At 46.0% G+C, this 19,088-nt stretch carries 20 protein-coding genes and 2 pseudogenes; 7 read left to right on the forward strand and 15 right to left on the reverse strand.

The window, feature by feature from the left end; translation table 11 throughout:
* Positions 1–4: 4 nt before the first annotated feature.
* Both B0X71_RS10530 and B0X71_RS10535 read right to left on the reverse strand, forming a co-directional pair.
* Positions 5–445, reverse strand: a complete 441-nt coding sequence (locus tag B0X71_RS10530) for a hypothetical protein (protein ID WP_077589369.1) — start codon at positions 443–445, stop codon at positions 5–7.
* Between the two features lie 45 nt (positions 446–490).
* Entirely contained in the window at positions 491–1,027 is a 537-nt protein-coding gene (locus B0X71_RS10535) for a hypothetical protein (RefSeq protein WP_077589370.1), read from the reverse strand.
* Between the two features lie 261 nt (positions 1,028–1,288).
* Here B0X71_RS10535 and B0X71_RS10540 point away from each other — a divergent pair, with 261 nt between their 5' ends.
* On the forward strand, positions 1,289–1,585 hold the full coding sequence (locus B0X71_RS10540) for a hypothetical protein (RefSeq protein ID WP_077589371.1): 297 nt from the start codon (positions 1,289–1,291) through the stop codon (positions 1,583–1,585).
* 170 nt (positions 1,586–1,755) lie between these two features.
* Here the strand turns inward: B0X71_RS10540 and B0X71_RS10545 are convergent, their stop codons facing one another.
* Positions 1,756–2,157 (reverse strand): hypothetical protein, encoded by a 402-nt coding sequence (locus B0X71_RS10545; protein ID WP_077589372.1) that lies wholly within the window; start codon positions 2,155–2,157, stop codon positions 1,756–1,758.
* A gap of 454 nt (positions 2,158–2,611) precedes the next feature.
* Complete coding sequence (locus tag B0X71_RS20985) at positions 2,612–3,256, reverse strand: hypothetical protein (protein ID WP_156889857.1); 645 nt, start codon at positions 3,254–3,256, stop codon at positions 2,612–2,614.
* A 495-nt stretch (positions 3,257–3,751) separates the two neighbouring features.
* Here B0X71_RS20985 and B0X71_RS10555 point away from each other — a divergent pair, with 495 nt between their 5' ends.
* The 3 genes from B0X71_RS10555 to B0X71_RS10565 all read left to right on the forward strand — a co-directional run bounded on the left by B0X71_RS10555 (position 3,752) and on the right by B0X71_RS10565 (position 6,404).
* On the forward strand, positions 3,752–4,588 hold the full coding sequence (locus B0X71_RS10555; RefSeq protein WP_077589373.1) for a LysM peptidoglycan-binding domain-containing protein: 837 nt from the start codon (positions 3,752–3,754) through the stop codon (positions 4,586–4,588).
* Positions 4,589–4,853: 265 nt separating this feature from the next.
* Entirely contained in the window at positions 4,854–5,252 is a 399-nt protein-coding gene (locus B0X71_RS10560) for a DUF1259 domain-containing protein (protein WP_077589374.1), read from the forward strand.
* 417 nt (positions 5,253–5,669) lie between these two features.
* Complete coding sequence (locus B0X71_RS10565; RefSeq protein ID WP_077589375.1) at positions 5,670–6,404, forward strand: hypothetical protein; 735 nt, start codon at positions 5,670–5,672, stop codon at positions 6,402–6,404.
* Positions 6,405–6,451: 47 nt separating this feature from the next.
* Here B0X71_RS10565 and glsA read toward each other — a convergent pair whose 3' ends face one another.
* Together glsA and B0X71_RS10575 are read right to left on the reverse strand one after the other, a co-directional pair.
* The gene (gene glsA, locus B0X71_RS10570) at positions 6,452–7,417 is read right to left on the reverse strand and encodes a glutaminase A (protein ID WP_077589376.1); all 966 of its coding nucleotides are present in this window, start codon (positions 7,415–7,417) and stop codon (positions 6,452–6,454) included.
* Between the two features lie 172 nt (positions 7,418–7,589).
* Positions 7,590–7,925 carry a hypothetical protein gene (locus tag B0X71_RS10575; RefSeq protein ID WP_077589377.1) on the reverse strand — a complete coding sequence of 112 codons (336 nt, stop codon included), beginning with the start codon at positions 7,923–7,925 and terminating at the stop codon, positions 7,590–7,592.
* Positions 7,926–8,630: 705 nt separating this feature from the next.
* Here B0X71_RS10575 and B0X71_RS10580 point away from each other — a divergent pair.
* A pseudogene (locus tag B0X71_RS10580) lies at positions 8,631–9,694 on the forward strand (IS3 family transposase); the annotation flags it as partial.
* Positions 9,695–10,028: 334 nt separating this feature from the next.
* Here the strand turns inward: B0X71_RS10580 and B0X71_RS10590 are convergent.
* The 6 genes and pseudogenes from B0X71_RS10590 to B0X71_RS10615 all read right to left on the reverse strand — a co-directional run bounded on the left by B0X71_RS10590 (position 10,029) and on the right by B0X71_RS10615 (position 15,070).
* Positions 10,029–10,565: a hypothetical protein gene (locus B0X71_RS10590; protein ID WP_077589380.1), complete on the reverse strand. Its 537-nt coding sequence runs from the start codon at positions 10,563–10,565 to the stop codon at positions 10,029–10,031.
* 265 nt (positions 10,566–10,830) lie between these two features.
* Positions 10,831–11,361, reverse strand: coding sequence for a DUF3221 domain-containing protein (locus B0X71_RS10595; RefSeq protein ID WP_198038575.1), 531 nt, complete (start codon positions 11,359–11,361; stop codon positions 10,831–10,833).
* Between the two features lie 56 nt (positions 11,362–11,417).
* Positions 11,418–11,804, reverse strand: coding sequence for a hypothetical protein (locus B0X71_RS10600; RefSeq protein ID WP_077589382.1), 387 nt, complete (start codon positions 11,802–11,804; stop codon positions 11,418–11,420).
* Between the two features lie 543 nt (positions 11,805–12,347).
* Complete coding sequence (locus B0X71_RS10605) at positions 12,348–13,040, reverse strand: Crp/Fnr family transcriptional regulator (protein ID WP_232336687.1); 693 nt, start codon at positions 13,038–13,040, stop codon at positions 12,348–12,350.
* Between the two features lie 45 nt (positions 13,041–13,085).
* Positions 13,086–13,211: a hypothetical protein gene (locus B0X71_RS21575; protein WP_269750079.1), complete on the reverse strand. Its 126-nt coding sequence runs from the start codon at positions 13,209–13,211 to the stop codon at positions 13,086–13,088.
* Between the two features lie 162 nt (positions 13,212–13,373).
* Positions 13,374–15,070: pseudogene (locus tag B0X71_RS10615) on the reverse strand (heavy metal translocating P-type ATPase).
* 170 nt (positions 15,071–15,240) lie between these two features.
* Between B0X71_RS10615 and B0X71_RS20990 the strand changes: the two are divergent.
* Positions 15,241–15,408: a hypothetical protein gene (locus B0X71_RS20990; RefSeq protein ID WP_156889858.1), complete on the forward strand. Its 168-nt coding sequence runs from the start codon at positions 15,241–15,243 to the stop codon at positions 15,406–15,408.
* 37 nt (positions 15,409–15,445) lie between these two features.
* Here the strand turns inward: B0X71_RS20990 and B0X71_RS10620 are convergent, their stop codons facing one another.
* Positions 15,446–16,165 carry a 3-ketoacyl-ACP reductase gene (locus B0X71_RS10620; RefSeq protein WP_077589383.1) on the reverse strand — a complete coding sequence of 240 codons (720 nt, stop codon included), beginning with the start codon at positions 16,163–16,165 and terminating at the stop codon, positions 15,446–15,448.
* A 118-nt stretch (positions 16,166–16,283) separates the two neighbouring features.
* Between B0X71_RS10620 and B0X71_RS10625 the strand changes: the two genes are divergently transcribed.
* Positions 16,284–16,991: a hypothetical protein gene (locus B0X71_RS10625; protein WP_077589384.1), complete on the forward strand. Its 708-nt coding sequence runs from the start codon at positions 16,284–16,286 to the stop codon at positions 16,989–16,991.
* A 40-nt stretch (positions 16,992–17,031) separates the two neighbouring features.
* Here the strand turns inward: B0X71_RS10625 and guaC are convergent, their stop codons facing one another.
* A complete protein-coding gene (gene guaC, locus B0X71_RS10630) occupies positions 17,032–18,015 on the reverse strand; it encodes a GMP reductase (RefSeq protein WP_077589385.1) in 984 nt (327 codons plus the stop codon).
* A gap of 323 nt (positions 18,016–18,338) precedes the next feature.
* Positions 18,339–19,070 (reverse strand): metallophosphoesterase family protein, encoded by a 732-nt coding sequence (locus B0X71_RS10635; RefSeq protein WP_198038576.1) that lies wholly within the window; start codon positions 19,068–19,070, stop codon positions 18,339–18,341.
* Positions 19,071–19,088 lie beyond the last annotated feature (18 nt).

Genomic DNA, 19,088 nt, shown 5'->3' on the forward strand with positions numbered 1-19,088 from the left:
ATATTTAAGGTGAGCCTGACAATGCCAGGAGTGACCCGACTATTCCAAATGGCGTTTCTGTATTGCCTTTGCTCGCATTCCCGTTCAATTCAATAATTAGTTCTTCCAGGTCTGTATGACCGACATCTCCTATATCGGTATCAAGAAAACGAAATTTTTTCGTTTCCCCTGAATCGATGGTGAATTCTTCAGGAACACGCAAGACTACCTCATTGAATTTTTCACTGTTCCCTTCCGCAGTCGGAACACGCAATTCCAGCGAAAGATTTTGCAGTTCAAAACCGGTTTTATTGCTGATTTTAATCGTGTGAGATGACAATCCCCCATTGGATTTAGCATCAGTAATTGCAAAGCGAATGTTCTCATCGTTAAACACTTCCGCTTCTCCTGAACAGCCACCTAAGATGGCCATTACCGACAAAATCATTATCATTCTGAATCTCATCCTTCCCTTCCCCCTCTATTTTCATGAACAATGTATTTCCCACACTTATATAAAAATACCAAGGCAGAGACTTTCGGACGTTTCAAATGGAGGTTTCTTTTTCCATTCGGTCAGCAGCATCTCTCCGCCAAGCCGGTTCTGTTGCCCGGCTGCAGCTTTAGAATGATTTTCAGCCGGAACAGTCATGAGGTTATATGCAGTGAAAGCATTAATGAATACTTGCACTTCCGCCTGTTCCAGTTCAGCAGCATTTCCTGTTTCTTCTTCAACGATGATCCCAGCCGGCCCTATTCCCAAATGAATGACCCATACACTGAATTCATTGAGCTGCTCCGGCAAATCTTCATCCCTTTCTATAAACAGTGTCACTTCATATTCGGGCGGTTCGTTTCCTATCCCCGGGTCCCCATCCTGCCATTCCAGTTCTCGGATTACATTGTTAATGTCCTCCACCGTTTGTTCCTCCGTGATCATTACAGCTTCTTCTGTCTTGGTTTCCACAATACCCACTCGTCTTACTTCTTCATTCGAGCAAGCGGCCAGAAAGCCTGCTAACATAATGGCTATGCTTTTTTTTCTCATGATACCTCCTCATTGATGGCTTACTTCTGTTAAATCCCCAGAACCTTCTGTCTATTTTAACATAAAATCCCAATGATATTTATTATGTTCTTCGTTCCTTGTGCCGTTGTTTATGCGAATATGCTCAGTGACATGGGAAATATATGCTAAACTTGAAGTCAAGACAGAAAATCCCGAAGTATATCGAATGGCGAAGCCAGCTTTATACGTGATTAATAAAATTACGCTTATTATAGCAACCAGCAATATGGAGGTGAGATCATGGCTCTGTTCGCTTTTCTTATACTCGTTCTGCTCGTTTTCGCTGCTGTTTCCGTATGGATCTACAAAGTCAGCAAATACAGATCGAATAGAATCGGACTATATGCGCCTGCTATTTTTGCTGCCATTGGAATATTATTGGTCATTTTTAAGTATGCATTTGTCTCGCGAGGTTACGATGCGATATTGGATATCGTCCTGATCCAGTTATTCTCATTTTTGTTGGGGGTATTTTTACTGGCAGGCCTTATCTTTGATTTCATCAGGCATTACAGATCCTCTCGGGAAAACCGATGAAATAACGAAGCGTGAATTTGCATCTTAGCTTCAAGAAACAGCGTTGACTGCCAAGCACACTTGTATTCTTCCATGAACGCCATGCAGTACATCTTCCTGTTCGAAAAGTATTTGGGGCTATTCTAACAAGTATCATTAGTCTCGCTTTCACTCAGCCCCGTTACCGGTCATTACTGAATTACATTTACCGTAAACGCATAATGTACTTCCCCTTCTTCCCACCTAGCAACGACTTCGTATATCACCTTTCCCCGCTGTTCAGAAAGACGGAATTGCTCAGCGATATTTTTTATCATGCCATCCTCATTCCATATCCTGATTTCATAATTGACAGGTGGTGTTTCAAAGTTCAGCTCGATTTCAGTGTCCGGCGCCACTTCCCGAGGTGTATGTCCTTCCACTAACTCCGGGGGAGCAAACGACTCAGTTACAATTGCTTCCACCATTCCATTGCCCATATCTGCGGACCAGCTGTACGTACCTCTGGCAGGCTGCAGCCTTTCTCCGTCAATCATGACCAGCAGATCAGGCGGCTCCAAATAATCAGGCTTGGGCTCATCACTCGATGTCATCAGTTCTTCTGTTTCTTAGGTTTCTGTTTCAGATCCATCCTCACGACTGGAACAGCTTGTCAGCACCATAAGCAAAAAAATTGCGAGTACATAGTATCGCTTTCTGTCGGCCATCATATTTCTCCTCCCAGCATTGTCTAAGCGTGCCATTTATACCGATTAGTCGTTGAAGAAGTTGGCATAGTTACAGAAATGGAAGTAAAATTCATCTCTATCGAAGCCAACTTATGATGCCATAATGAAGAAAAACGGAAAGAAAAAATAAAAAGACTCTATTTAAAGAACAGGGTCAATTTTTTCCCTGCATAAAATATGGAGCAGAACGTGGAGCTATAGTGCGGAAACTCAACAGAGAGGTTTAACATAACCAATAAAAAAGAAGAGCAGCGGATCCGCTGCTCTTCCAAGATTGATTCATACTCTTATTGTGACCATTAACTAATATCCGTACTGATTACTCAGCAACTTCAATGTCTTCAACAGGTCCGACTGTTGACTCAAGTTCTGCGAAATCAGCAAAGTCTGCAATGGCCATGTCATATTCAGCGACAACATAGTCGTTGAATTCGACTGCTGTCCAGCCGAGTGGCTCGAGATAAGCTGTCTGCAGTTCGGCTTCATCAATGTTACCGAAATCTACTGCAGTCTCTTCTTCAGTTGCCGCTTCTTCTTCAGCTGCAGCACCTTCGATTGCTGCCGGATCGATGTCTTCAACAGGTCCGACTGTTGATTCGAGTTCTGCAAAGTCAGCGAAATCGGCAATCGCCATGTCATACTCTGCAAGTGTATACTCTTCAAACTCTACCGCTGTCCAGCCGAGTGGTTCCAAGTAAGTTGTTTCCAGTTCCGCTTCATCAATATTACCGAAGTCTACGGCAGTTTCTTCTTCAACTACCTCTTCTTCAACTGGTTCTTCCTCGACAACTTCTTCTTCAACTGGTTCTTCCTCGACAACTTCTTCTTCAACTGGTTCTTCTTCCACTACTTCCTCTTCAACGGCCGCTTCTTCTTCAACCGGTTCTTCTTCTGCACAGGCAGCGAGTACACCCATTGATAGGAAACTTGCTGCTCCGAGTTTTAACCATTTTGATTGCACCATTATTAAAAACTCCTTTATTTTCATTTTATTTCACGTCGTAACGCTCTAGTTTCTGTTTACCCGATGTCACTTTGATAAAACGTCTTCATCATTAAAAGATTATTCTGATATTGTTTATTTTATACAAAACTTCATTGAAAAATAACAAAAATCCCTCCACAGCGCAGTTCCCAAGTAGAATCACGCGAAAAAGGAAGGGAGTTATCACTTTTAAGTCGATAACAAGGAATATTTCAATTCACTACATTTTCCCGTCGTTATATTAAAGAAAAAATACAATATAACAAAGTTATTGTAGTATCTTAACAAAATGATTACAAAGCTTCTTTTCCTAAAAAAACATGCTACACTGAGCTAGGCTTCAATAAGAAGAGCTAACCGAATTGGTCACTTAGGATTTTTGGCAGCTAACTAACTTATAATTACTCAAACTATGCGGATCTCAACTAGATAGAGAAAAAAAGAAGTAGAGTCCAAGAATTCAAGGAGCGGAAAATGAGAAAAACTAAAAAAGCTTTATTAACCCTTACTGCAACTGTTGCCCTGTCATCAGCAATCGCTACGCCTGCAAGCGCAGCATCATACGAAGTGCGTTCCGGAGATACCCTCTGGAAAATCGCGCAACAATATGATACGACGGTTTCTAGTCTTCGTGACATCAATGGAATTTCCGGAAGCCTCATCTACCCGGGTCAAACCATTGAAACTGATGGCGGTTCGTCAGCACCTGCACGTACGGTTTCGTCTTCAAGCAATTCAACTTCCTCCACTGTCCACAACGTGGTATGGGGAGATACTTTATATAAAATCGGCCGCTCTTATGGCGTTTCCGTTTCAAACCTTATGGATTGGAACAACCTGAACTCCCACATGATTTATGTTGGTCAGAAATTGACTGTTAAAGGTTCTTCTTCTGCACCGAGCACAAGTGCTCCAAAACAAGAAGTAAAAGCTGTTTCTGAAACGAATACTTCTTCTTCTTCAGCTGCAACAATCGGTCAGCAGTACCTTGGTGTCCCTTATGTATGGGGTGGTTCTTCACCGAGCGGCTTTGACTGCAGCGGATTCATCTATTATGTTCTGAACAAATCAGGTGTAGATGTGAACCGTACGAATGCAGCCGGTTTCTATAACATGGCTAGTAAAGTCAGCAGCCCGCAAATCGGCGACCTTGTATTCTTCTCCGGTACGTATAAAGCTGGCATTTCACACATCGGCTTCTACATTGGTAACGGCAAAATGGTATCAGCTGCCGGCGACCGTGTACAGATCGATAGCATTTACGGTCCATACTGGGGCGACCACTTTACTGGATTCGGCAGAATCAACTAATTACAACGCTAAAGATTCAGAACAGATCAGGACTCCACTCCTGGTCTGTTTTTTATTTTTGACTCAATGCTTAATATATAACCGATTTAAATGGTGTTAAACCTCTTTTCACCGTATGTTTAAGATTCTTTTTTAAGGAAATTAAATATATATAGTAGAAACTTAAACTTACAGAACCCGGTTATCCCTGATGATGCTTTTTCTTATTGTCTGTTCAAAGAAATAATAAAAACAGCCGGGTAAAATGAAAAGGAGTCGATCATTCATGAGTCAACTTGAAGAAACAGCAAAAAAATTCGGAGACATTCTTGGCGTGGAAGCAGAAGCGGATTCCGAAAAAGGTGTGGTTGAAGCACCGAAACCGCGTGATTTGAATGTAACGGTCCAAGGTCGACCGTTTAAAAGTGAACTGGACATGGAAATTCATTTTGAAGCACTTGAAGATGATGGCACGGCCCTGAATCATGCGGAGATTGTCCTGTTGCCGGAAGAAGTACCTGATTTCACCCGTGCACTCGGTGAAAACGACCTCACCATCAGCGCACTCCATAATCACTGGCTTTTCGCGGAACCAAGCATTATGTACTTGCACGTTCAATCTGTTGAAAAACCGGAGGATTTTGCAAAAAAGCTGGCTGCCTCTTTTAAAGCACTGAAAACGTAATGACTTAACAAACGCTCCCGAATCGGCCGATTCGGGAGCGTTTCATTTTCAGCAATCACCTATTGACGAATGGACCGGTCAGAATCTGCAACGTTCTGGAAAATAAAACAAGAAACTCGGGGAACCCTCATTAGAAGGCACTGCCGCCAAGCTCGTAAAACAGACTCATGGCAACGAGCTTGTAGATGCTATCCCGGATATTAGTCGTTGGCCTACAAAGAAACTGAAAATTTCGGTTCATTGCTAATAGCTTCATCATCCTCCTGGCCTAATTCTTCAATACGCTAAATCTTTTAATTAAAGAATAGAAGCTTGACTGATAATTCATAATACATCAAGGAGCCATCTTCCCTCTTGGTTTTACACCAGGAAAAGTAGGCTATAACTAACAGTAACCAGTCGAAAAGGAGGTGGCTTATGACTACGACACATTGGCTGACATTAGCATTTACAATCGGCTTTATTATCATTCATTTTAGTTCAAAGTTTTTGAAACTGTCCGCTTCAAACCCTAGAAGTCCGATTTTATCTTTTGCCGGCGGTGCGACTATCGCTTACACGTTCATTTACCTGATTCCAGAACTCAGCCATTATCTGCAGGTACTGAAAGAAGTCATCAGTAGTGGCAGCTGGCTGACATTCTTTGAAGATTATACGTACTTCCTGGCGCTGATCGGCCTATTGATTTATCATGGTCTTGATACCGTAACAAAGTCACAGCATCAATCAAGTGACAGCGAGCCGTCTTTCGGCTTTTTCATGGTTCACGTTTCATCTTTTTTCTTCTATAATATGACAATTGGATACTTACTGGTTACAGAACAGTTTTCAAACTACTGGGCCATGACTGTCTATTTTCTGGCACTGGCATTTCATTTCATGGCAACAGATCATACGCTGCAAGAATTGCACGAGGAGGACTATGACAAGTATGGTCGCTGGTTTCTCGTAGCCGCTGTTTTTTCCGGCTGGCTGATCGGCGTTATATTCCAGTTACCTGAATATGTAGCTGCTATTGCAATTTCCTTCTTGGCAGGTGGTCTTCTATTGAATACGTTCAAAGAAGAAATTCATGAAAGCAAATCCAGCAACTTCTGGGCCTTTACCGCGGGCGCATTACTGATTTCTCTACTTCATATGGTGGTTCACTGAGAACGGACCTAACAAAAAGACTTCGAAAATTCTCCGAAGTCTTTTTGTTAGGTATTTTTATCGGGGTTAAAAGAAGAACGCTTGAAAATATTTAAATCAAAATTACGGGATAGATGCTTCAGCGCTTCCATTCCAGCTGTGCTGTTTCCGCCTGCATTCAAAGCGGGGCCGAAAATACCGATTCCCATAATCCCTGTCGCGGCAGCGACGATTCCGCCACCAATCCCGCTCTTTGCTGGAATTCCCGCCTGCACGGCCATTTTGCCGGAATCATTATAGAGGCCGGACGTCAGCATCAACGCTTTCATGATACTGATATGATCCGGTTTGATCAGCGGTTCATCTTCGCCATTCATATACCCGTCCCGGGCAAAAAATGCACCGATGCGTGCGAGTTCCAAGGCATTCACTTCAATCGACAAGCCGCGGAAATACAGATCCAGCGCCTCTTCCACTTTTCCGTTTTCAATAACGCTTTCGCTTTCAAGGTAATAGGCGAGCGCATAAGATTTCGAACTGTCTCTTTTTGCTTCCTCGTACGCTGCCTCATTCATTCGGAGCTTGGCATTTCCAGTAATTTTCCGGAGCAACTTGATAATGCGATTGAACCGCTCCTCTGAATTTTTACCGGTGATGAGTGATGTGATCGCTATGGCCCCTTCATCAATAAATGGATTGAACGGCTTATGACCGCCGAGTTCAGTCAATCCTTTTACCGAATCAAATAATTGGCTCGTCGGTTCCATCCCGACTTGCTTGAATACTGCTTCCGGTCCTGCATCTTGAAGTGCAATCATCAGATTGATCACTTTTGAAATGCTTTGGAGTGTGAAGCGATAATCCGTCAGGCCGGCTTCGAATTCCTTTCCATCCACTGTGCACACCGCTAGACCAAGGCTTCCCTCGACGGTCGAATTAATACCTGGAACTGTCTCTTTTACTTTACCATCCGCCGAAAACGGTTTACTTTGCAGCACTGTTTTTTCCAAATATGCCTGTGATAATTGTTCCATTTCTTCAGCTCCCTGCAGTTTGCTCTGTCTACTTCTGTTACCCGACCTGAAAGAAATTTAAAACAATAAGAAAAGGCCTGGGTTGAATGTCAATTTCAACGCAGCCCCCGTTCCTGTATGTTTCTATCGGATAATTTCATATACACATTTCTGATCTTTCCACTTCTCCCGCTCATTCGAAACGCTTGAACTTTCGAGCCTTGTACATCGGTGTCAATGAATATAATTCAGCGTGACGCGTCTTTGACAGCTTCATCAATCCCATAAATACCGATTCCGGGATGAGGTAAGTGACCATGCCATTAGGTGCCGATTTTAATTTCTCAGGCGCCTGTTCCCATTTCACTTCATCAATCTCCACCCAGACGCTTGTCACATCCACTGAGTTTTCCACGGTCAGCCGGGCGAACAACGTGATAAATTGCTGTCCGTTTTCTCTATGGGTATCTTTAACTTGAGTAAAGTAGAAATTTATTTCTTCTTCGATTGCAGGCTGATTTTTATGCATAACGTCACCTCCTTTGTTTGTTTTTTTATATTTCGGGTCCCGCTTAAATGCCATACCAATGATTAATTATTTTTCGCCCCTTGTTTCAATCAACCCTCAAATAGAACTCATGTTCGCGTGTGAATGTAAGAAAGCCGAAAAGAATCTGTAAATCGATACAGGATTCTTTCCGGCTTTACTGGCAGCGCTATGGTCTGCAATATTTTACCGCGTTATTAATTTTGTGAGTGATTGAAGAAATTCTTTTGATTTCTTTATAGAGTAATTCTATAAGAATTCCTTGGGAAAGTAAAGAGAAAACAAGATATTTATCTGAATATTACTTTTTTGTTTATCTAATGTGCTTATTCACCCATTTCGCTCCTTCATTTCCAGTACAAAGAAAACAGGCGGGTTCCGAATGCCGAGAAAAAATTTTTTCAGGAAACCGGAGCGTATAACTCATTCTAAAGGCGCATCCATGTCAAAGAATAACGTATACTGACAAGGAAGCAGTCATAAAAAGAACGAGTGGCAGGAGGTGATAAGTTTTGAGCAAAGAAACTTGCCGAGTGTCGGTTTGGACAGCCAGCCACGTGAAGAGTACACTTCCGAGCCGGGCTGAAGATGCACACAAAGGGACTTACGGCACTGCATTGCTCGTAGCCGGAAGTGCTGCCATGCCAGGCGCCGCTCTTCTTGCCGGCCGCGGAGCAATGCGCAGTGGGCTGGCCAGAGACGCTCCTCTCCCTCGAGAAGGAGGAGTCGGCGGTGAAACGGGACCAACGGAAGACGTCAGATCAGCAGGATGCACTGGAAAAGGCGTTGGCAGCTGCCGAGGCGGAGAACGAGCGCCTGCGCATGGAGCTTGCCTATTCAAAAAAGCTGAGAGCCTTAGCTCAGAAAAAGGAGTTATCACCAACCAAGAACGGGCGCAAGCCGTCTTCGAGTTAAGGCATGAATTTCCGGTGAATCAACTGATCAAGGTGGCGGGCATGGCCCGCAGCACCTATTATGCATGTGTAGCGCGCATGAACCGGCCAGACCCGGACGCGGCACTCAAAGAACAGATCCAGGCCATCTATGATGAACACGACGGCAATTACGGGTATCGCCGCATCTGTGATCAACTGGTGAACCAGGGGATACGGGTGAACCATAAAAAAGTACAGCGCCTCATGGGCGAACTGGGATTGAAAAGCACCTTTCGACCGGTACGGACCCGGAAGTATAATTCGTATCCCGGCAAAGGCAGCCATGTGGCGCCGAACCTTCTGGATCGCCAGTTCACAGCGGATCAGCCGAACAAAAAATGGGCCACCGACATCACGGAATTCAAAGTGTGCAGCCAGAAGCTGTATCTGTCACCGGTGCTGGATCTGTTTAACGGTGAAATCATCACGTATACCTTAGGCGCGCGTCCAACCTACAAACTGGTGTCCACCATGCTGGACCAAGCGCTCGAGCGCTTAACACCGGGCGACGACCTTCTTCTGCATTCCGACCAAGGCTGGCATTACCGGATTGAGCCGTACCGTGAAACGCTTGTGGCGAACCACATTACCCAGAGTATGTCCCGAAAGGGTACCTGCTTGGATAATTCGGTGATGGAGAACTTCTTCGGTATCATGAAATCCGAATTTCTGTATAAGCGGACATTTGCGACAGTTGAGCAGTTCGAACGGGAATTGGCGGACTACATGGAGTACTACAACTGCAAGCGCATTAAGAGCAAACTGAATGGCCGGAGTCCGGTTCACTACCGACTCCAGCTACAGGCCGCTGCCTGAAAGCAAATTCATGTCCAAGAATTGGGGGTCACTGCAGCTGGCGGCGTCAGTGCACAGCAGAGGAGGCTTGACCATTCGTCCGCGGCAAGCGAGTGTTTGCGCAGCAGAAGCCGTTCCGTTATGGAAGAACATTTGGGCAAGATAAATCTAAGGGCTTTTTGGACAGCCTCTTTATTGTGATCCTAATACACAAGATGCCGCGGGCTTGCGCCGAACTAACTCGGGTGCTTAAGCCCGAGTTAGTTCGGCACTTCGCTTTCCCGCAGGAGTTCCCGCTTTTTGTTCCATATTTTTGCAGTGAAAAATCAACACTGTTCTTTAACAGAGCCTCTGGTTAAGGCGACAAAGTGAATTCAAGTTCACTAATAAATGTATTAACGTCAACCGATTGATTTTGATGTTCTTCTTTCAGGAATTGACCGATGACCTGTCCGTTTTCAATCAGCTTCAATCCGTATTCAGGAGTGAGTGGCACATAATATCCTGGCTGGGTCTCTTTTATGTAAAGAAAAACTTGGTCTCCTACCTGAAGACCAGGGTCTGCAGATTCCAGCACATTCACTTGGAATGAGTCTTTGTCGCTAAACCCCTTAAACTTCTGACTGATTCTTATCGTATAAGGTGTAGAATAAAAATTTGCTTCCTCTGCAGTAGCAGCGATAAACGGTTCCCCTTTGGCTTCCACGGTTCCAGTAACGATTGCGTCTGTCTTTTCCCGTACGATTTCTTCGAAAACAAGAGGGGACTCATAGAGGGCGTGCGTTTCAACAGTGAGTTCCCCAACTTCAGAAGGGTCTTCACGCGTATCGAAGAAAAGAAATGTACCAATTAGCAGGCAAACCCCCAGTATTAAAACCCCGATTCTTTTCATTCGATTACCCCCAGAATATGTTATCTCCCTAAATCATCAGGTACTGTTAACAGAAGGAATACCTTCCATTTATGTTCATTACTACACGTCTCTTCAGTCATTTAGTCGTACGGAGGCAATAAAAGCCGCATAACTTGGATTATTTAAAAGATCTTTACCATTTTGACTACGTTAATGAACCATGATTGTATGCCTGAATTAAACAGAGAACGGTTGCTGCATAGGAAAGAATTAAAATCAAAAGCTCCCAGCTAGTGAGAGCTTCCTAGAAAGCCGTATCTCGAATAAGAATTTCTTGTTCCGTTTCTTCTGAACCGCCAGCTTCTTTCAATTCAACGAGCCATTCATCTCTTTTCACATCAAAAGAGACACCTGTAACTGCCGCCATAGTCGGAATCATCATCCGAGCTTCAAACTCTTTTATCGCGGCTTCTATTGCCTGCGCCTCTGTCAATTCCGCATTTCCCGGTGCTGATGGTGTTATTACTTTGATTCTCCCTGCAGTCGCCTGTACAGGATAAGATTCATTCGTACCGCCCCTGAACCAGACCTCCACCAGCTGACCAACCCGGATATTGTCCTCGGACAGACCCGCCCAGGCAGCGTCATAGGTTTCTTCTTCCACAGTCCCTAAGTCATTCTTCCCCGCTTCCGGGTTCACAACAAGAATCCGTCCATCTTCCACTTCGGTGACGTATCCTGTGATATCAGGTTCGCCTGCTCCCGACAGCTGACCGCAACCCGAGAGTCCCACTATCCCGAATGCCATCAGGAGCCTGACTATTCGTTTGTTCATCATTTTCCCCCTCGCCATTAAACTCTTGGGTATATTTGGAATTACGCAGTGTATCCTTACGCACCTTCCATCTCACCCACCACTGTATTGGTTTCAGGATCTACTAGAACATGTTTAGCGGCAATGATATCTTCCCTTTCAAATGTTACAAGCAATACTTCGTCCCCTGTAAAATTCTTGTCTGTATACTCATCATACTTGGAGGCAACGACTTCTGAAACTTCCGCAGTCTGCCTGTCTTTAGGCTCCAAAGCTTCCGTCCATTCTTCTTCCTCCTGCACATACAGCCATGCAGCTTCACGTGCTTCCTGAAAGCCATCGGCCGCCGCTGCTGTTTCTTCAGTAGTTTCTGCCATTTCCTCGATCGGCTGTTCTGCTCCACAACCAGCGACCAATGTTAACGATGCCATCAACGGAAGGAATAGCTTCAATTTACTATTCATCAATACCAGCCTCCCTATTTAATCAGTCGGACTGAGGCAGGAAAAGTTACGTAATTTAAGTTATTTAACAGGCCGTTATCACTTGGTTTGCAAAAGTGGCAGCGTTAACAAATCATACTTTTATATTTATTCATTGAGAGAATGATTGAACATCATTCTTTAAAAACGTAAAAGAGCGCAATCATAGCGGTGATGTTTCTGTGCAGCTCTTTCAGCAATAGCGTCGAACTGCTGATTAAACTACTACTCGGTTCTCTATGCGCTCAATCATGCCGAATACCGTTTCATTGGGAAACAAGTGCACTAGAATTTGCACCATAATTCGCATTAGTTTTGTCCTTATACAATAGCTGTTGTATAGAGACAAACAGGTATACCAAATAATATTCAAAAAGAAGTCGCAGCATTTCGAAAATCTTGATACATCAATAGAAATCGCCCTGCAACTCGAATTACAAGTTACAGGGCATTTTAACGCGCATTTTCAAGTTTTGCGATAGAAAACGGAAGCCCTTACGGTGACCTGCCGCTTTTTCTCCTGTATTACAGCAGCAGCAATGCATCCAAATCCACAATTCGGATTTCCCGCTGCCCGTGCTGTTCAATCCAGCCTTCGTCTTCAAACAATGATAGCTTGCGGCTGATCGTCTCCGGTGTCGTGCCAAGGAAGGAGGCAAGGTCTTTCCGGGACATCGGCAGCCGAAACTGCATTGACTCATTCTCATCGGCCTGTTGCGCAAGGTAGAGAGCCAGCCGGGTTTCAGCATCTTCCGTGGCAAAGCTCGTCGCCTGATGTTCGGCCCGGTCCAGCCGGTTTGAAAATTCGGTTAAGATTCTCAATGAAATTTGCGGGTATTTCAAAAGCAGATCCTGCAGACTGTCCCGCCGGATACTGCAGATTTCCGATTTCTCCATGACTTCGGCATAGTCGTCATGGATCCCTTCCTGAAACAAGGCAAGTTCTCCGGTGAAATCACCCGGCTGGAGAATGCGGATCAGCTGCTCTTTTCCCGATTCAGCGAGCCGGTATATCTTCACTTTTCCTTTATGAACAATATACAATGAATCCGATGTGTCACCTGCCCGGTACAGCAACTCGCCTTTTTTCAGCGATAACGGCCGGGCGGTCCCGGCGACTTCCTGCATTTCATAAACCCGTAAATGGTTGAAAATCGGAACGAGGGAAACGCAGGAAATATGTGTTCCCTCTGATCCGGTCAGCTGTTCTCTTTGCACGGTATCATCCCCCTGCGCTTTCTTCCAGTATACCCCAAGTTTCCTTTAAGCGACCTTTTTGGACAGCACCGGATAGCCGAGTTTCACGATCATCTGCTCGATCTCTTCTGAAGTAATTCGTTCCTCATCGTATTGGACCCTGACTTTTCCGGCATGGAACAGGACTTTCACGTCCGTCACCCCATTTTTTTGCCGATTACGTTTTCAATTTTTTGATACAGGATGGACAAGTGAACGGCTCCATTTGGAATACAATTTTTCTCATGATTGGTTCCTCCCTTTGGTTTATGCCTTTATCGTACGCGTTTTTTGGTTTGAAAACCTTGATCATTGTCAATGACTCGGTGTACAAACGGGGCAGCCTGCAGTTTGCCGGTCAGTTTCTTTTTGTTTCCGGCCACCGGATGCCTCTTGGCTACTATTGAAGTGCACGAGCCGCATGGCGTTCAGGATGACTGCCAGCACACTAGCTTCGTGAATGAACATGCCGGATGCAAGATGGACCGATCCCGCCAGCACGACAACATGGCCTGCCGTCTGCAGTTCTTTTACAAATGCCACCTTATCTTCCGGCAACATCTCTGCGCGGTAATCATCCAGCTGCAGGGCATCGGCGACAAGTGAAGCGGTGTGCCGGTTATCCCCCGTCAGCATGATGATTTGGCTGATCCCGTTTTTCTGCATTGCTGCCAACGCCGCCGGTGCATCATCCCTGATCCGGTCTGCGATCGAGAACACACCGGTGATGTTGCCGTTCATTGCTGCGAAGATGGCCGTGTTCCCTGCTTTTTCCCGGCTTTCAGCGTATTCGAAGACTTCTGCCGGCACTTCTATTCCTTCCCGCTGCATCAGTTTCCGGCAACTATCGTCTGTCCTTCCACTTCTGCCCGGATACCGCTGCCTTTCATAACTTCTGTCCGGCCGGGTTTCCGGTTCAGCCGCATCCATCTCGCTTCCGCTTCTTTTACGATCGTCTGACCGAGATGGTGTTCGGACACGGTTTCCACTTCCGCGACGAGCCGGAGCAGTTCCAATTTTTCCACGCCGCCGAACGTCCGGATTTCTGTTACTTCCGGTTTCCCTTTTGTGAGTGTGCCGGTTTTATCGAACACCAAAGTATCCACTTTCGCCAAGCGGTCCATCACTTCCCCGCCTTTTATCAGAACCCCGCGCCCGGCACCGTTGCCGATTCCCGCTACACTTGATACCGGCGCCCCGATCACCAATGCTCCGGGACAAGCGATAACCAGAAAGGTGATGGACAAATGAACATCCCGTGTAACTAAGTAAACGAGCACTGCCAGCACCACAACCGCCGGCGTGTAAATCTGAGCGAAGCGGTCCAGGAATTTCTCAGTTGGTGACTTGGATTCCTGTGCTTCTTCAACCAGCTCGATGATTTTCGTGAATGTCGTATCATCTCCGACTTTTTCTGCTTCGATCTCAATATAGCCGGTGTCCACGATGGAACCACTGAAGACCCCTTCTCCCACCTCCTTCGTCACCGGTACTGATTCTCCCGTTATCGCGGCTTCATTCAAGATTGCCTGCCCGGTCAAGATCCGGCCATCAACTGGGACTTTACTGCCGGTCCGGATGACGACCCGCTGGCCTTCTTCCACTTCATCCACCGGCACAGTCAGCTGACTTCCTCCCTGGACAATCACCGCTTCCTGCGGTGCCAAGTCGGTCAGTTTCTTTAAAGCGGACCGGGTCTTTGCCAGCGTCCGCCCTTCAAGGTAATCGCCGAACAAAAACAAAAATGTGACGACGGCTGATTCCACAAATTCACCGATGACCAAAGCGCCAATCACCGCCAGCATGACGAGCAATTCGATGCTGAATGTTTTCATCCGCACGGCCTGGAGCGCTTTTCCTCCGATAGGTACTGCCGCAATGAGTGTAGAAGCGATCAGGACGGCTTCCCGGCTGCTTGAATAGCCAATGAGGTGCAGCCCAAAGGCCAGCAGCAATAATCCGCCCGAGATGAAGGTGATTTCTTTTTTAGGTCTGGTTGTTAATAATATCATTGTTCCCATCTCCTTCTCGCATAATTTCTTTATACATGGAGTCTATACCGGATTGGAAAGGATGAAATTGACCTAAATCAATTTGCTTTTTTGATTTGGAACCAAATTTTCCAGCCCCGTAGTAATCAGCGGCAGCATGACGTATGATGAGTGAAAAACGGGGGAATCCTATGCGTAATTTGTTTATGGCTATTCTCGGAATTGTCGTCACCTGGCTGGTCTTAGGGCTCATTCCCGGGAATTTCGAGTCCGATTTTTTGTTTGCGATCCTTATTGGCGTGTCTCTCGGTAACACGATTCGGAAAGACAGCGAAAAAAAGACTGCGGAAACTCATTGATTGCAAATGAGTTCCGCAGTCTTTTCCTTTAGATACCCTAAAATGGATTCGTTGCCCACTGGCTGGATGTCGGGATAAAAATGCGCGGATGCAGTTTGAGCTGCGCCATCATGTACTCCGCGATGTCTTCCGGCTGCATGAATTTCTCTTCATGATTTTCCGGTTTTTCACTCGAACTGAATTCGGTGATGACCCGGCTCGGCGTCAGTGCAAATACCCGGATGTTATGCGACCGCACTTCCTGTCTAAGGGATTCCGTTAAGCCCAGCAGACCGAATTTCGATGCGCTGTAGGCGCTTGAGCCTGCTGTGCCCCGCAGACCGGAGCTTGATGAGATATTGATAACATCACCGCCGTTTTTATCGATCAATTGCGGAAGAACCGCTTGCGTCATATGGACAACGCCCAATATATTGACATCAAAAATTTTGCGCCAGACGTCCGGCTCCAACTCCATGAATGGTCCATGTGCTCCCATTGCAGCATTATTAATTAAGATGTCGATTGATCCCAGTTCGTCTGTCAGCCGGCTTACGGCATTTTCAACTTCTTCCTGCGAGGCAACGTCTGCTGCGAAATAAGTCGCTGTTCCGCCTGCTGACTCAATTTCTTCGACCACTTGGACCAAATCGGCTTCTGTACGGGCAATCAGCCCGACTTTCACGCCTTCCTGCGCCAGCGCAATAGCTGTCGCCCGGCCAATGCCTTTTCCTGCTCCTGTTACGATTGCGACTTTTCCTTTTAATGATTGTGCCACTGTACATTCCGCCTTCCGATTAATTTACCATTCCCTATAGTTTTTCCTTTATCCGGAAAACTAAACGAAACTTTCTGGTTGCCAAACCGTTATGGTAACAGGAAAGCGGTGAATCTCTATGCAAAAAATTAAATGGCGTTTACTTTTCATCATTTGCTGTCTGACCGTATTGCCCGTCTTTTTCGTCGGCGGGACCTTCCATTATGAAATGGCTCTTAAAGAAACTCTCCTCGTGGAAAGTGCGTCGCCGAACAACATAAATCATATAGAAGTTGTACAAAAAGGGAGTTCTTTCTTCTTCGGGCCTTCCAGCGTGCAAATCGAATACGGCTGGATGAAGCAAGTGGACAATTCCATCAGCAATGATGGCAAAACGCTCGATGCCTCGAATGCATCAGTCAGCTGGAAGAGTGATCATGAAGCGACCATCATGCTGTACGGCGAAGAACAGGCGCCTGAAGCAGTTGACATCAAATTTCCCGGTTCCGAAAAAGATGAAGTTGAAACTTCCGTATCTTCCGGGTTGTATACGGATACCGGACAGGCACCCGGTTCTTTATTGTTCAAAATGAACTATTCTCCAAAACAGGTGAATACAGTGGAATTCCGGGAAGTGGCAGGTGATGGCGTCCGGATCTACATAGGCGAAAAAGGAACTGCCTTGACTCATTATGCCAGGTACCAGCTAGTTGGAATGTACACGCCCGACAATTTTCAGATCTCTTGGAAAGATGACCGAAATGCAACTGTAGAAGTGGTTCGGACAGATGACACAGGCACAACTTTTATTGAAGAAACGATACATCTCACCGTTCCTTCTTCATAAGAAAAAGCGTTCCCGCTGCTGCAGGAACGCCTTTCGGTAATTAATATACTTTATCTCCATTGAAAATGGAGTTCTTGACGATCACGTAATCGACGTGGCGGATACTTTCAAGCTTATCGCCGCCCGCATAGGAAATCGACGACTGCAGGTCCTGTTCCATCTCTGTCAGTGTGTCCTGCAACGCTCCTTTATGCTCGACGAACATCTTCTTGCCTTCCACGTTCTTTTTCTCACCTTTTTGGAATTCTGAAGCGGAACCGAAATACTCCTTGAAACGTTTGCCATCCCGTTCGACCGTTTCCCCCGGTGATTCTTCGTGTCCGGCAAACAGTGAACCAATCATGACCATCGATGCACCGAACCGGACGGATTTGGCAATATCGCCGTGTGTCCGGATGCCGCCGTCTGCGATAATCGGTTTCGTCGCCGCTTTTGAACACCAGCGAAGCGCTGCAAGCTGCCAGCCGCCTGTGCCGAATCCGGTCTTGATTTTCGTGATGCACACTTTTCCGGGCCCGATGCCGACTTTTGTTGCATCAGCGCCAGCGGTCTCCAGTTCCCGCACAGCTTCCGGCGTCCCGACGTTACCGGCAATCAGGAAGCTGGCCGGCAGCAGCTTCTTCACATGGCGGATCATATTGATCACGCCATCCGAATGGCCGTGAGCCACATCGATCGTGATGTATTCCGGAACGAGTCCCGCATCAGCCAGCTGCTGGACAAACTCATACTCATCCGGCTTGATGCCAACACTGATTGACGCGAACAGCCCTTGCTCCTGCATGTCTTTCACGAAACCGAGCCGCTGTTCCGGCTGAAAGCGGTGCATGATATAGAAGTAATCATTCTGCGCCAAGTACGCAGCAATTTTCTCATCAACGATCGTCTGCATGTTTGCCGGTACGACCGGCAGCTTAAAACGGCGCCCTCCGAACTCCACCGACGTATCGCATTCCGAACGACTGTTCACAATTGCTCTCGCCGGAATCAATTGAATATTTTCGTAATCAAATACATTATCCATGCTCAACACCTCTATATCCGAATATTATCTCGCATAACAATAATTAATGTTCGTCCATAAGATAATGTACTCGAAATCGGGAGCGTTGTCAAAGGGGTTTTGAAGTTTTTTGGGATTTTTGTCTTTTTGTCTGGCCCCTGTCCTTTCCATCTATTTTTTATTTCTTTGTCAGAGGCGTTCATAAACACCTACTTTCCTCTGCAGCTGTTCAAAAAAGCAGCCAAGAACTTATAAAGTTCTCAGCTGCTTTTCGGTTGGGTTCAATTGGCCTCAGTACATTGAAAAACGCTAAGTGGAGTAACGGCTTGATTCTAAGCTCTCCCTTATTTCAAATGCTGATTTCCATGGAACATTTCCAAAATGAAATCCTTCTCCGGTACATCCTGCTCTTCGTATCCTGCCAAAAAAGCCTTGTTTTCATAATGGGCTTTTTTCAACTCCACATCGATATCGCTGCCGAACGTGATGGTGGCGTAACGTCCATACGGTTCATCACAGCATCCAAGCGAACCCGGGTTGATATAAATCCGATCGATTGTTTTGAAATAATGAACGGGGTGATGGTGACCGAAACAGACAATATCTGCCGGATAGCCTGCGTACTGCGCGTCCAGTTTCTCGCCGCTCGGTTCAGTGTCGATCGGCAGAATCTGTTTATCGCTATCCAAGTGGTAATGTGTGAACAGCACCATTCGCCCTTCAATCTCGATGAGCAATTCCTTTTCAAGCGCTTCCAGTTGCGGAGTGAACTTCGGATCAAGTCCCGACGCCACCCATTCATGGTGCGCCCGCTCTCCCTCTGCGCTTCCCTCAGGAATCGGCCCGCCGTTCCCTGCTGCGACAACCCCTTCGTCATGATTTCCACTGATCAGGGTGACATCCTTCCTGCTGAATAATGTTTCCAATACGCCGTTCGTTTCATGACCGATGGCGATCATATCGCCGAGGCAGTAAATATGCGAAATGGATGGATCTGCATCAATTTCCCCCAGCGCCGCATCAAGCGCTGCCTTATTGCTATGAATGTCGGCCAAAACTGCAATCTTGGTTCTCATCGTACTGCTCCTTTCAAA

The sequence above is a fragment of the Planococcus lenghuensis genome (genome assembly GCF_001999905.1).
Classification (GTDB): Bacteria; Bacillota; Bacilli; order Bacillales_A; family Planococcaceae; genus Indiicoccus; species Indiicoccus lenghuensis.

Coding starts and splice junctions, on each gene's coding strand:
- B0X71_RS10530 (WP_077589369.1), bottom strand. CDS start 445: ATGAGATTCAGAATGATAATGATTTTGTCGGTAATGGCCATCTTAGGT.
- B0X71_RS10535 (WP_077589370.1), bottom strand. CDS start 1,027: ATGAGAAAAAAAAGCATAGCCATTATGTTAGCAGGCTTTCTGGCCGCT.
- B0X71_RS10540 (WP_077589371.1), top strand. CDS start 1,289: ATGGCTCTGTTCGCTTTTCTTATACTCGTTCTGCTCGTTTTCGCTGCT.
- B0X71_RS10545 (WP_077589372.1), bottom strand. CDS start 2,157: ATGACATCGAGTGATGAGCCCAAGCCTGATTATTTGGAGCCGCCTGAT.
- B0X71_RS20985 (WP_156889857.1), bottom strand. CDS start 3,256: ATGGTGCAATCAAAATGGTTAAAACTCGGAGCAGCAAGTTTCCTATCA.
- B0X71_RS10555 (WP_077589373.1), top strand. CDS start 3,752: ATGAGAAAAACTAAAAAAGCTTTATTAACCCTTACTGCAACTGTTGCC.
- B0X71_RS10560 (WP_077589374.1), top strand. CDS start 4,854: ATGAGTCAACTTGAAGAAACAGCAAAAAAATTCGGAGACATTCTTGGC.
- B0X71_RS10565 (WP_077589375.1), top strand. CDS start 5,670: ATGACTACGACACATTGGCTGACATTAGCATTTACAATCGGCTTTATT.
- glsA (WP_077589376.1), bottom strand. CDS start 7,417: ATGGAACAATTATCACAGGCATATTTGGAAAAAACAGTGCTGCAAAGT.
- B0X71_RS10575 (WP_077589377.1), bottom strand. CDS start 7,925: ATGCATAAAAATCAGCCTGCAATCGAAGAAGAAATAAATTTCTACTTT.
- B0X71_RS10590 (WP_077589380.1), bottom strand. CDS start 10,565: ATGAAAAGAATCGGGGTTTTAATACTGGGGGTTTGCCTGCTAATTGGT.
- B0X71_RS10595 (WP_198038575.1), bottom strand. CDS start 11,361: ATGAACAAACGAATAGTCAGGCTCCTGATGGCATTCGGGATAGTGGGA.
- B0X71_RS10600 (WP_077589382.1), bottom strand. CDS start 11,804: ATGAATAGTAAATTGAAGCTATTCCTTCCGTTGATGGCATCGTTAACA.
- B0X71_RS20990 (WP_156889858.1), top strand. CDS start 15,241: ATGCGTAATTTGTTTATGGCTATTCTCGGAATTGTCGTCACCTGGCTG.
- B0X71_RS10625 (WP_077589384.1), top strand. CDS start 16,284: ATGCAAAAAATTAAATGGCGTTTACTTTTCATCATTTGCTGTCTGACC.
- guaC (WP_077589385.1), bottom strand. CDS start 18,015: ATGGATAATGTATTTGATTACGAAAATATTCAATTGATTCCGGCGAGA.
- B0X71_RS10635 (WP_198038576.1), bottom strand. CDS start 19,070: ATGAGAACCAAGATTGCAGTTTTGGCCGACATTCATAGCAATAAGGCA.